This window comes from Streptomyces sp. NPDC005955 (assembly GCF_042871255.1).
Taxonomy (GTDB): Bacteria; Actinomycetota; Actinomycetes; order Streptomycetales; family Streptomycetaceae; genus Streptomyces.
In genome coordinates, this window is record NZ_JBIAIF010000024.1 from 1 (window position 1) to 12111 (window position 12111).

Genomic DNA, 12111 nt, shown 5'->3' on the forward strand with positions numbered 1-12111 from the left:
GGGGGGGGGGGGGGGGGGGGGGGGGGGGGGGGGGGGGGGGGGGGGGGGGGGGGCCGGGGGGGGGGGGGGCGGGGGCGCCGCCCCCCGGGGGGCCCCCCCCCCCCGCCCGGGGGTCGTCGCGCCCGGGGCTTGCGGGGGTTACTTCTTGCCTTCGGCGGCCTTCGCCAGGAGCGGGGCCAGCTCCTCGACGACCCAGGAGGCGCTGAGCGCGTCGGGGTAGGCGATGGAGGAGGACAGGAGGTTGTCCGACGGGATCACGGTGAAGTTGCCGCCGCGCACCGCGTCGAGGGACTTGAACAGCTTGTTGTTCTCCAACTCGGAGGCGCTGAGCAGACCCTCGTCCCCGAAGGGGTAGGTGACCAGGAGGATGTCCGCCTCCAACTGGTCGATGTTCTCCAGGCTGACGCCGTTCTTGGTGGCGGTGTAGTTCTTCGCCTTGTCGGTCTTGCGCAGACCCAGTTCCTCGAAGACGCCGGGGTCCTGCTCGCCGTAGGACATGAAGGTCAGCTGCTCGGGGTGGACCACGGCGTAGGTGTAGGTCTTGCCCCGGAGCACCGAGTGGGTCTTCGCCGCGTCCTTGATCGCCGCGCGGTTGGCCGCGATCACCTTCTCCGCCTCGCCGGTGAGCCCCAGTGCCTTGGCCGCGGTGGTCAGTCGCTCCTGCCAGGTGAGGGTGTCGGCGTGCTTCTTGTCGCTGAAGGTGACGACCGGGGCGATGGGCTTGAGCTTCGCGTGGTCCGCGTCCATGTCCCAGGTGTTCATGCCGAGGATGACGTCGGGGTCGGCCGCCGCGATGGCCTCGTAGTCCGTGCCGTCGGAGTCGTCGTACGTCTCCAGCTTGTCGACGCCGAGCTTGTCCAGCGCCCGCTGCTTGTACTCGCCGACGGGGTCGCCGTCCTCCACGTCCGGGGTGATCACGGGGACGAGGCCGAGGGCGAGGGCGATGGAGGTGTCCCCGTCGGAGACGGTCGCGACCCGCACGGGACGCTTCTTGACCTCGCCGGGGCCCCACGCGCTGGTGAGCTTCACCGGGAAGCCCTGGTCGCTGGCAGCACCGGAACCGTTGGCACCGTCCGCCTGGTCGTCGTCGCCGGAGCTGCCGCAGCCGGTGACCAGGGCGAGGGCGGTCGCGGAGGCGAGCAGCAGCCGGACGGCGCCACGGCGGCGCAGCGGGCTGGTCGGGCGGTTCATGGTGTCTCCTGGGGGTGAACGGTGAGAACGGTGGAGCCGTCCCCGGTGGGCCGGGCGCCGATGTGGCGTCCCAGCGGGAAGATCTGTGGCCGCGCCGACCGGGGGTGGGGCACGACGACGCACGGCATGCCGAACACCTCGGCGACGGTCTCTTCGGTGAGGACCTCTTCGGGGGTGCCCTGCCGGACGATCCGTCCGTCGCGCATCGCGACGATGGACGAGGCGTACAGGGCGGCCTGGTTGAGGTCGTGGGAGACGAGGACGATGGTCTTGCCGGTGCGCTCGTTGAGGTCGGCCAGCAGGTCCATCACCTCGATCTGGTGGGCGATGTCCAGGTAGGTGGTGGGTTCGTCGAGGAGCAGGGTGGGGGTGTCCTGGGCCAGTGCCAGGGCGATCCACACGCGCTGGCGCTGGCCGCCGGACAGTTCCTCGACGGGACGGTCGATCAGCTCGGCGGTGCCGGTGGCGGCGAGGGCGTCGGCGATGACGACCTCGTCGGCTTCGGTGCGCCGCTGGCCGAACCTGCGGTGCGGATGGCGTCCGCGCCAGACCAGGTCGCCCACCGTGATGCTCTCGGGGGCCAGCGGTGCCTGCGGCAGGATGCCGAGACTGCGGGCGATGTCCCGGGTGGACAGGGTGTGCAGGTCGGCGCCGTCGAGGAGCACCGATCCGCCGGCCAGCGGCAGCAGCCGGGCGATGGACTTCAGCAGGGTGGACTTGCCGCAGGCGTTGGGGCCGACGAGGGCGGTGATCCGTCCCTCGGCGATCCGCAGGGACAGCTCCCGGATGATCAGCGACTTGCTGTAGCCGGCACTGACCGCGCGGGCTTCGAGCCGGGGCTCCTGGAGTTTCTCGGTGGTCACGTGACGGCTTTCTGCCTGCGCCGAAGGATCAGCCAGACGAAGTAGGGCGCGCCGATCAGCGCGGTGAGGGCCCCGGTGGGCACCGGGCTGATGAGGGGGGCGTTGCGGGCGAGGACGTCGGCGGCGAGCACGATGACCGCGCCGACGAGGGGCGCGAGGCCCAGGGAACGATCGGCGCCGACGAGTCGGACCGCGAGCGGACCGCTGATGAGGGACACGAAACCGATCGGTCCGACGACGCTGGTGGCGAGTGCCGCGGCGGCGGCCCCCAGCAGCAGTGCGGCGACCCTGGCCCAGGAGACCCGGGTGCCCAGTCCGGTCGCGAGCCCGTCGCCGAGGTCCATCGCGTAGAGCGGACGGGACAGCAGCGCGGCGCACAGGACGCAGCCCACCAGGGCGGCGGCGAGGGTGCCGACGCCGTCCCAGGTGACGTCGTTGACGCTGCCGACGAGCCAGCGCAGGGCGACGGCGATGCTGTGCTGGTCGGCGACGGTGAACAGGTAGTTGGTGTAGGCGGTGCAGACGCCGCTGAGTCCGATGCCGACGAGGACGAGCCGGTAGGTGTCGATGCCGCCGCGCCAGCTGAGGAGGTGCACCAGGCCCACCACCAGGAACGATCCGGCGATCGCGGCGAGCGGTGCCCCGTACGGCAGGGTGGGTGCGAAGAGCAGCACGGTGGTGGCCCCGGCTCCGGCGCCCGCCGAGATGCCGACGATGTCGGGGGTGGCCAGCGGGTTGCGGACGAGCCGCTGGTACAGCACTCCGGAGAGGCCGAACAGGGCGCCGGAGAGCATCGCCGCCAGGGCGCGGGGCACCCGGTTCTGGAAGATCACGTAGTCGGCGAGCCCGGTGCGCAGCCCGAACGCGGCGGGCAGCACGTCGGCGGTGTCGATCCGTCCGATGCCGCCCAGCAGGACGGAGGCGCTGAGCAGGGCGAGCATCCCGGCGACCAGGGCGGCGCAGATGGTGGCCAGGCGCCGGACCTGGAGCCGGTGGGCGGTGCGGAGCGCGGCGACGGTGGCGGTGTTGTCCTTCGGTTTCACGGGCGGGGCCGCGATCGGCTCGACGGTGGGGGTGGGGGCGGTGGGCGAGTGCGTCACGGGGGTCACACCCTGACCAGGTCGCGGCGGCGGGCCAGCCAGATGAAGAACGGGGTGCCGACGGCCGCGGTCATCACGGCGACCTGGATCTCGCCGTGGTCGATGATCAGGCGCCCCGCGGTGTCGGCGGTCAGCAGCAGGACCGAGCCGAGGGCCATCGACAGCGGGAGCGACCAGCGGTGGTCGGCGCCGACGAGCAGCCGGGCGCAGTGCGCGGCGGCGAGACCGACGAAGGCGACCGGTCCGACGGCGGCGGTGGCGGCGGCGCAGAGCAGGACGGCGATGGCGGCGGAGGCCAGTCGGGCGCGTTCGACGCGGACGCCGAGTCCGCGGGCGGCGTCGTCGCCCATGCCGAGGATGTTGAGGGTGCGGCCGAGGGGCAGCGCCAGCAGGAGTCCGACGAGCACGAACGGGGCGATCTCGTCGAGGACCTTGGCGCGTCCGGTGAGCTGGCCCACGGACCAGAACCGCAGATGGGCGAAGACGGCCTCGTCACGGACGACCAGCAGGGTGATCAGCGAGGACATCACGGCGGCGACGGCCACGCCGGCGAGCACGAGCCCGAGGGTGGAGCCGCCGGTGTTGCTGCGGGTGCCGATCAGATAGACCAGGGCGGCGGTGAGCGCCGCTCCGACGAGCGCCAGCCAGAAGTACGCGGTGACTCCGGTCATGTCGAGGAAGAGGATGCCGACGACGACGGTCATGGCGGCGCCCTGTTCGATGCCGAGGATGCCGGGGTCGGCGAGCGGGTTGAGGGTGAGCGCCTGCATGATCAGCCCGGAGGCTCCGAGCGCGGCGCCCACGGCGAGGCCCAGGAACGTCCGGGGTACGCGTTCGGTCCACAGGACGTGCGCGTTGTAGGCGCCTGCGTCCGGGTCCAGCAGGATGCGGACGACCTCCGGCGGGGAGATGGAGCGCGCTCCTAGTCCAATACTGGCCACGGTCACGGCGACCAGCGCGAGGACGGCGAACACCAGCACGGCAGTACCGCGCGAGGAGCGGGTCCTTGCCGGTGAAGGGGGTGTCGTCGCCCTCGGAAGGGTGTCTGTCATGGATGTTCCTCGGGCTTCTCACCTGGGCAAGCGTCGACTTAGGTTACCCTTACCTGCCCGAAGGGTGGTCCAATGTCGGGGCCACATCACTCACAACCAGGGGTCAACCGGACCCGAGGAACGGGAGGGCCGTTGCCCTGGGAGAGGACCGCAGACGTGACCGGAAACAGCACCTTGACCCCGGACACCGCCCTCGTGGACGACGACTTCATCGCCGCCGGGGGGCACCCGACGCACGCCCATGACTTCCACCAGTTCCTGTACGTGCCGGTGGGCGGGATCGTGGTGCACGCGCAGGGCCGCGACCACGAACTGTCCGCGTCGGTGGCCCTGTGGGTTCCGGCGTGGCTGCCGCACAGCGCCCGGTTCGGCAGCGAATCGGTGATCGTCGTGGAGACCTTCGACCCCGACGACCATCTGCTGCCGTACACCGCCGCCACCCCGGTGAACGTCACCGACGCCCAACGGCGGCTGCTGCTCGGGCGGATGCGCAGTTCGGACCCGTCGGAGAACGACCCGGCCGTCTTCGCGGCGCTGTCCGCGGGTCACCGCGACTGCCTCCCGCTGCCGCAGCCGACGAGTGGGGCGGCGCGCAGCGTGGCGCTGGCGCTCGGGCGGGAGCCGGGCGATCCCCGGACGGCGACCGAGTGGGCGGAGGAGTTGTACACCAGCTCCACGAGTCTGCGTCGGGCGTTCCGTACGGAGACGGGGCTCGCGTTCTCGGAGTGGCGGACCCGGCTCCGGCTCAACCACTCGCTCCCGTTGCTGGCGCAGGGCCAGTTGGTGAGCGCGGTCGCGGCGCGGGTCGGTTTCGTCAGCACCAACGGCTACATCCTCGCGTTCCGCCGGCACTTCGGGCGGACGCCGGGCGCGTACGTCCGCGAGGCGGAGGGGTCCCGGGCGCCGGCCGCGTGACGCGGCGGCGGCCCCGCCGCACGGAAGAGCCCCGTGACCCGGAGGTCACGGGGCTCTTCGCTGGGCACCGGCGCCGGCAGAACGGGACCGGACCACCCGGCGCGGGCGGTGCTGCCCGGCGCGGGCGGGACGACGTGCCGCCGGGGGCGACTACTTGGTGAGGGCGGCTTCCAACTCGTCCAGGATGTCGGCGGCGCCGGTGTAGCCGATCGCCTGGATCCACAGCTCGTCCTTGACGGCGTGGGCGTTGCCCTTCTTCACGGCGTCCATGTTCTTCCACAGCGGGCTGCCGAGCACCTGGGTGGCCTTGGCCTTGGCCGGGTCACCGATGGTGGAGTGGAAGATGACGTCCGTGTCGGCCATGTCGATCTTCTCGGGGCTCACGTTCAGCATGAAGCCGTCCACCGCCTTGTCCGTGACGGCCGGGCGACCGAGGCCGACGTCCTTGAAGATCGTGCCGAGGTAGTTCTCCTTGCCGTAGATGCGGATGTCCGCACCCTCGATGAAGCGAACCATGTTGACCTCGATGGCGGCGGCCTTGTCCTTGCCGCCGAGCGCGGTGGTGACCTCCGCGGTGCGCGCCTGGTACGCCGCGACCGCCTTCTGCGCCTCGGTCTTCTTGCCCAGGGCGTCGGCGTGGACGAGGAAGTTCTCCTTCCACGGCAGACCCGTGGACTCCGTCATCACGGTCGGCGCGATCGCCTTCAGCTCGTCGTACTTGTCGCCGTGGCGAACCTTGCTGGTGAGGATCAGGTCCGGCTTGAGGGCCGCGATGGCCTCCAGGTTCGGAGTGGTCATCTCACCGACGATCTTGACGCCCTCGACCTTGTCGGCCGGGATGTGGGACGGGAACCCGGTCTTGGAGTCGGTGCGGGTGGCGCCGACCGGCTTCACCCCGAGGGTGATCAGCGAGTCGAGCTCGGCGGTGTCGAGGGCGACCACCCGCTGGGGCTCGGCCTTGACCTTGACGTCGCCCATGACCGTCTTGATCGTGCGGTCCTGCGCGGTCGCCGCGGACTCCTTGCCGCCTTCGTTCTTCTTCTCCCCGTCCGAGTCGGAACCGCACGCGGTCAGGGCGAGGGCTCCGGCGACGGCGGAGGCGAGGGCGATGCTCACGCGGCGGGATGCGGTCATGGCGGTCATGGTTCTTCTGCTTTCACGTACGGGAGCCTGCGGAGGCGAACACGCACAGCATAGTTCGGTAAGGCTTAGCTAAGTCCATATGGGTTCCGTCTCATTCGACCCGTCAGGTCCGCCCGTACGACACCCCGCCCGCCTGCGCACCGTGCCCCGCATGCACCACTTCCGCCCAACGCGCCCGCCCCGCAAGGACGTTCCGCGCCGGGCCGGGCTAACGTCCGTTCACCGGGGGCGGACCGGCCAGCGCCACCGTCGCCTGGACGAGCCGGTCCAACATTCCCCGGGTCTGCGGACCGGGTACGGCCTCACCCCGGATCAGATGGCTCACGGACACCCCGTCCAGCCCCGCGAGGAGGAAGCCCGCGAGCTCTTCGGGCGGCACCGCGTAGGACCGACCGGTGCGACGTCCCGTCTCGATCAGGGCGTCGGTCGCGATCTCGGCGATGTCCCGGTAGTGCCGCTCCACCACCTCCCGCAGCTCCGTGCTGCGCAGGGAGAGGGTGATCAACTCGAACCACACGAGGTTCAGCTCCGGACGGTCGTTCATGTCGATCCAGTACGCCTCGGCGGTGGCCCGCAGGGCCTCCTCCAAGCTGGCCGCCCGCGCCACGGCCCGTTGGGCTCCGACGACGAGTTCCCCGGACAGCGATTCCAGTACCGCCCGGTACAGGTCCGCCTTGGTGCCGAAGGTGTAGTGCACGGTCGCCTGGGCGACCCCGAGTTCGGCCGCGATCGCCCGGGTGGACCCCGCGGCCACCCCTTCGCGGGCCATGAGTTCGATGGCCGCGGCAATCAGCTGGGGTCGACGCTCGGCGGCGGTTACATGAGCCATACAAGCCACTATAGCGACATAGTCCAACGCCCACGTCACACGACTTTGTCAGGTGACCAAGTCGTGCGTATGGTGGAACGGCGGGAGGCTCCACCGACAGCACGCCCGACCCGTCACCGGCACGCGCCCGAGCGACGCCCGGACCTTCCCCGCGAAGCACGAAGACCGCCGCACATCGCCGCAGATCACCTACACCGCTACATACCGCCGCAGACCACGCAGACCACGCAGACGACCGAGGACCACCGAAGGGGCAAGGTCAATGAAGCCGACAGCACTCCGCCACGCCGCGGGCACCTCCACCGTTCCCGAGCGCACTCCCCTTCCGTTCTTCGGACACGCCCTGAGGGTGCCGACCGACACCTTCACCCAGTGGGCGATGCGCGAGGCGCGGGCCCTGGGCCCGATCTTCAACATCCGGGTGTTCGACGAGGACACCCTGATCGTGTCGGGCGGCGAGCTGGTCGCCGAGGTCTGCGACGAGAGCAGGTTCCGCAAGTCGGTGGCGCCCCTGTTGACCGTCCGGGAGTTCGCCGGCGACGGACTCTTCACCGCCTTCAGCGACGAGCCCAACTGGCGCAGGGCGCACGACATCCTGCTGCCCGCGTTCTCGTTCCACGCGCTGCGCGCCTACCACTCCACGATGGTGGAGGTCGCCCGCCGGCTGCTCGCCAAGTGGGACGCGCACGAGGGCCGGACCGTCGACGTCGCCGAGGACATGACCCGGCTCACCCTGGACACCATCGGACTGTGCGGTTTCGGCTTCGACTTCGCGTGCTTCACGCGCACCGAACCGCACCCGTTCATCACCTCGATGGTCCGCGCACTGGACCACGCACAGAAGAAGACCGGCTTCTTCCCCGGCCTCGACCTGCTGTACGCCAACGCCGAGAAGCGCCAGCGGGCCGACGTCCTCGCCATGAACCGCCTCGCCGACGACATCGTGCGCCGCCGCCGGGCCGCCCACGCCCCGAACGGCGAGGGGGACGGCGACGGGCCGGCCGACCTGCTGTCCCTGATGCTGCACGCCCGGGACAAGGAGACGGGCGAGCGCCTGGACGACACCAACATCCGCTACCAGTTGCTCACCTTCCTCATCGCGGGCCACGAGACCACCAGCGGAGCGCTCTCCTTCGCGCTGTACTACCTGTTGAAGAACCCCGCCGTGCTCGCCGCGGCGCAGGCCGAGACGGACGCACTGTGGGGCGACGCCGCCGACCCGGACCCCTCGTACGAGGACGTGGGCCGACTGCGGTACCTGCGGCAGGTACTCAACGAGAGCCTGCGGCTGTGGCCCACGGCACCCGCCTTCGCCGTGGAACCCCTGGCGGACACCGTCATCGGGGGCCGCTACCCGGTCCGGGAGGGGCAGGTGGCCATGGTCCTCACCCCGATGCTGCACCGCGACCCGGGCTGGGGCGACAACCCCGAACTCTTCGACCCGGCACGCTTCGCGCCCGAGGCCGTGGACGGCCGGCCCGGCCACCTCTACAAGCCCTTCGGCAACGGTGAACGCTCCTGCATCGGCCGCCAGTTCGCCCTGCACGAGGCGACGCTCCTGCTGGGCCTGATCGTGCACCGCTACCGTCTGCTCGACCGGGACGGCTACCGACTGAAGGTCAAGGAGACCCTGACCCTCAAGCCGGACGGCTTCACGCTCGCCCCCGTGCGGCGCGGCACCACCGACCGGCACCCGCCCGCCGCCCGGGCCCACGCCCCGGCCGCAGACGCACCCGGCACCACGTCCCGCACCGCGTTCGACGGCCCGACCGCGCCCGACGGACTGCGCGCCCCCGGCACCACCCTCACCGTGTTGTACGGCTCCAACCTCGGCACGTCCCGCCAGATCGCCGCGGACCTCGCCGACGAGGGCACCCGGCACGGCTTCGCCACCGCCCTCGCCCCGCTGGACGACGCCGTGGACGCACTCGACCCGGACGGTCCCGTCCTGATCGTCGCCTCCTCCTACAACGGCCGCCCCACCGACGACGCGGGCCGGTTCGTCGCCTGGTTGGAGGACGGCGGGGCGCCGGCCGGGCTGCCCTACGCGGTCCTCGGGGTCGGCGACCGCAACTGGTCCGCCACCTACCAGCGCGTCCCCACCCTCATCGACGACCGGCTCGCCGCCGCGGGCGGCACCCGACTGCTGGACCGGTACGCACTCGACGTCTCCACCGACGTGCCGGCGGAGGTCGGCACCTGGAGCGACCGGGCGTGGACCGCGCTGCTGGACCGCTACGGCGTGCCCGCCGACGGGGCACCGGACAGCGCCCCGCCCACCGCCCGCGCCCGGTACGCCGTCGAGGACGGCGAGGTCACCGCACCCGCGCTGCCGACCGCCGACGCACTCGTCCCGTTCGTCGTCGCCGCGAACGACGAACTCGTCGACGTGGGGCACGCCCTGGGCCGTTCCAAGCGGTTGCTGCGCCTCGGACTACCGACCGGCACGCAGTACCGCACCGGTGACCACCTCCTGGTCCGTCCGGTCAACCCCCCGGACCTGGTGGACCGGACGATGGCGGTCCTCGGACTCGACCCGGACCGGGTGATCGTGCTGCGCGCCACCGCGGGCGGCCGGTCCCCGCTGCCGGTGGACCGGCCGATGACGGTGCGCACCCTGCTCACGCACTTCGTGGAGCTGGGGCGACCCGCCACCGCACGGCAGCTCGCCGCACTGGCCCGGCACGCCCCGTGCCCGCCCGAGCAGGCCGCCCTGACGGAACTCGCCGACCGCACCGCACCCTGCCGTGACACGGTGGTGGACCTGCTCGACCGGTTCGCCTCCTGCCGACCCGCACTGGCCGAACTGCTGGACGTGCTGACCCCGATGAACCTGCGGTACTACTCGGTGTCCTCCTCCCCCGCCCGGGCACCCCGCACGGCCGACCTCATGGTCGCCGCGCACCCGGCGCCGCACCGCGACGGCGAGGGCACCTTCCTCGGCACGGGCGCCGCGTTCCTGGCCTCCCTGGAGCCCGGTGACACGGTGTACGCCCGGATCTCGCCCTGCCGCGAGGCGTTCCGCGTCCCGGCGGACCCGTCGGTACCGCTGGTCCTCGTCTCCGCCGGCACGGGGCTGGCCCCCTTCCGGGCGGCCGTCGCCGACCGGGCCGACGCGGCGGCCGACGGCGACGCCGCGCCGGTGCTCGTCTACTTCGGCTGCGACCACCCCGAGGTGGACTACCTGCACCGCACCGAGTTGGAGTCGGCCGCGGCCGGCGGCGCCGTCAGTCTGCGGCCCGCCTTCTCCCGGGCCCCCGAGAACGGCGCGCGGTACGTCCAGGAGCGCCTGCTGGACGAATCCGCCGAGGTGTGGGAGCTGTTGGAGTCCGGGGCGCACGTCCGGGTCTGCGGTGACGGTCGGGCGATGGCCCCCGCCGTACGGGACGCGCTGCGCGCGGTCCACCGCCGGCACACGGGCTCGACGCCCGAGGAGGCGGCGCAGTGGCTGTCCGGGCTGACGGCCGAGGAGCGGTACGTCGAGGACGTCTGGGCGGGCTGACCCCCGCGGGGGCCGTCGAAAAACCGGTGGCCCCCGTTCCCGCACCGCTGTTAGCGTGCCGAAGTGCCCCACCCGTGGGCACCCCGTGGTCGCGCCGAGCGCGCGCCGCGGCCCCTCTCCGGGCTCCCCCCGAGCCCTAGAAAAGCGGTGTTGTATGCCCCGGCCCGTGCCGAGCGCGCCTCGTCGAAGCGTGAGCGCGTCCGGCTGCTGACCCCGTTCGGCCCGCCGAACACCCCCGGTCGACGCCCGTCGTCCACCGGAGGTTCCGGCGACCTCCGCGCCCGGGGTCCCCCGCCGTGCGCCCCGGTGCTCCGGGTCCTGCCCGCGCCCGTCCGTACCCTCGCCGTACGGTGCCCTCCGGCATCGTGCCGCCCGGGGTGCCCACGGGCCGGCACTCCCGTCGCACCGACGTTTCCCCACGCTTCCCCGACGCCGCTCGGCGCCTCCTGCTGCCCCCGCCCCATCCCCAGCCAGGAGAACCCAGGGTGTCCACCCTTTCGAACAGCCACAGCCACAGCCACAGCCATGGCCACAGCGACGCCGCGAACCACCAGCCCAGCCCCGTACTGCGCACCAGCACCTTCACCTGCGTCCGCTGCGGGCTCACCGTCGGCACGCTCGACCCCGCCGGCGCCGTCCGCAACCACTGCCCGAGCTGTCTGCACTCGCAGCACCTCACCGACCACGTGGAGGGCGGCGCCTCCGACTGCACCTCGCGGATGACCCCGATCTCCATCGCCGTGCTTCGCACCGGTGACTGGATGGTCATCCACCGCTGCACCCGTTGCGACGAACTCACCTCCAGCCCCGTCAGCCCCGACGACAACCAGCTCATCCTGATGCGGATGGCCGTCCGACCACTGGCCCAACCCCCGTTCCCGCTCGAAGTCTTCGCCGAGCTGTGACGGTCACGGGACCGGTCGACCAGAACCAGGAGGAGGAACCGTGCCACGACGCACGAGACGAACGGACGGCGGCACCCCGACGGGCCGCGCAGCACGACCCCAGCGCCGCAAGGACGTGCTGCACGGCAGGGGCGGGGAGCGCGGGGAGTCGTTCCGCTGCGTGGGCTGCCGCCTCGACGTGCCGCTGCGCGCACCCGGCACCGTCCACCGCAACCACTGCCCGCACTGCCTCGCCAGTCTCCATGTGGACGCGCGGATCCCGGGTGACCGGGCTTCGCAGTGCCGGGGCCGGATGGTCGCCCTCAGCCTGTCGGTGCGCGCCGACGGGGAGTGGCTGGTCATCCACCAGTGCCTGTCCTGCGACGAGTTGAGCGTCAACCGGATCGCCGGGGACGACAACCCGTTGCCCCTGATCCGGCTCGCCACCCGCCCGCTGGGCGACGTCCACGCCCCCGTGCGCGCACTGCTCACGCTCTAGCGCCCGACCCGGGCGGCGGCGCCGCACGGCCCCTCGGGGCCGTGCGGTTCGCGGCCGGTCCGCGCCCGCCACCGTCGCCGCGGGGCCGTGGCCCCGAGACCGGTGACCGTACCCCCGCACAGAGGGCGCGGTC

10 protein-coding genes are annotated in these 12111 nt (G+C 72.2%); 4 read left to right on the forward strand and 6 right to left on the reverse strand.

Going from position 1 to position 12111, the window contains the following annotated elements:
• Positions 1–138 precede the first annotated feature (138 nt).
• Genes ACFYOU_RS32695 through ACFYOU_RS32710 form a run of 4 tightly spaced genes read right to left on the reverse strand, consistent with a single transcriptional unit; the run spans position 139 to position 4206 of the window.
• The gene (locus ACFYOU_RS32695) at positions 139–1191 is read right to left on the reverse strand and encodes an ABC transporter substrate-binding protein (RefSeq protein ID WP_391310838.1); all 1053 of its coding nucleotides are present in this window, start codon (positions 1189–1191) and stop codon (positions 139–141) included.
• Positions 1188–2054, reverse strand: coding sequence for an ABC transporter ATP-binding protein (locus ACFYOU_RS32700; RefSeq protein ID WP_389774243.1), 867 nt, complete (start codon positions 2052–2054; stop codon positions 1188–1190). Before ACFYOU_RS32700 ends, ACFYOU_RS32695 begins: the two co-directional genes overlap by 4 nt.
• A complete protein-coding gene (locus ACFYOU_RS32705; protein ID WP_389774246.1) occupies positions 2051–3154 on the reverse strand; it encodes a FecCD family ABC transporter permease in 1104 nt (367 codons plus the stop codon). Before ACFYOU_RS32705 ends, ACFYOU_RS32700 begins: the two co-directional genes overlap by 4 nt.
• Positions 3155–3159: 5 nt before the next feature.
• Entirely contained in the window at positions 3160–4206 is a 1047-nt protein-coding gene (locus ACFYOU_RS32710; protein WP_391310841.1) for an iron chelate uptake ABC transporter family permease subunit, read from the reverse strand.
• A gap of 156 nt (positions 4207–4362) precedes the next feature.
• Between ACFYOU_RS32710 and ACFYOU_RS32715 the strand changes: the two genes are divergently transcribed.
• Positions 4363–5121: a helix-turn-helix domain-containing protein gene (locus ACFYOU_RS32715; RefSeq protein WP_391310843.1), complete on the forward strand. Its 759-nt coding sequence runs from the start codon at positions 4363–4365 to the stop codon at positions 5119–5121.
• A 150-nt stretch (positions 5122–5271) separates the two neighbouring features.
• Here ACFYOU_RS32715 and ACFYOU_RS32720 read toward each other — a convergent pair whose 3' ends face one another.
• Positions 5272–6264 (reverse strand): ABC transporter substrate-binding protein, encoded by a 993-nt coding sequence (locus tag ACFYOU_RS32720; RefSeq protein WP_389774254.1) that lies wholly within the window; start codon positions 6262–6264, stop codon positions 5272–5274.
• A 208-nt stretch (positions 6265–6472) separates the two neighbouring features.
• Positions 6473–7093 carry a TetR/AcrR family transcriptional regulator gene (locus ACFYOU_RS32725; protein WP_389774257.1) on the reverse strand — a complete coding sequence of 207 codons (621 nt, stop codon included), beginning with the start codon at positions 7091–7093 and terminating at the stop codon, positions 6473–6475.
• Between the two features lie 262 nt (positions 7094–7355).
• Between ACFYOU_RS32725 and ACFYOU_RS32730 the strand changes: the two genes are divergently transcribed.
• The 3 genes from ACFYOU_RS32730 (at position 7356) to ACFYOU_RS32740 (ending at position 11978) form a co-directional block, all read left to right on the forward strand.
• Positions 7356–10595, forward strand: a complete 3240-nt coding sequence (locus ACFYOU_RS32730; protein WP_391310845.1) for a cytochrome P450 — start codon at positions 7356–7358, stop codon at positions 10593–10595.
• 566 nt (positions 10596–11161) lie between these two features.
• On the forward strand, positions 11162–11500 hold the full coding sequence (locus ACFYOU_RS32735) for an RNHCP domain-containing protein (RefSeq protein ID WP_389774275.1): 339 nt from the start codon (positions 11162–11164) through the stop codon (positions 11498–11500).
• A 40-nt stretch (positions 11501–11540) separates the two neighbouring features.
• A complete protein-coding gene (locus ACFYOU_RS32740; RefSeq protein ID WP_391310847.1) occupies positions 11541–11978 on the forward strand; it encodes an RNHCP domain-containing protein in 438 nt (145 codons plus the stop codon).
• Positions 11979–12111 lie beyond the last annotated feature (133 nt).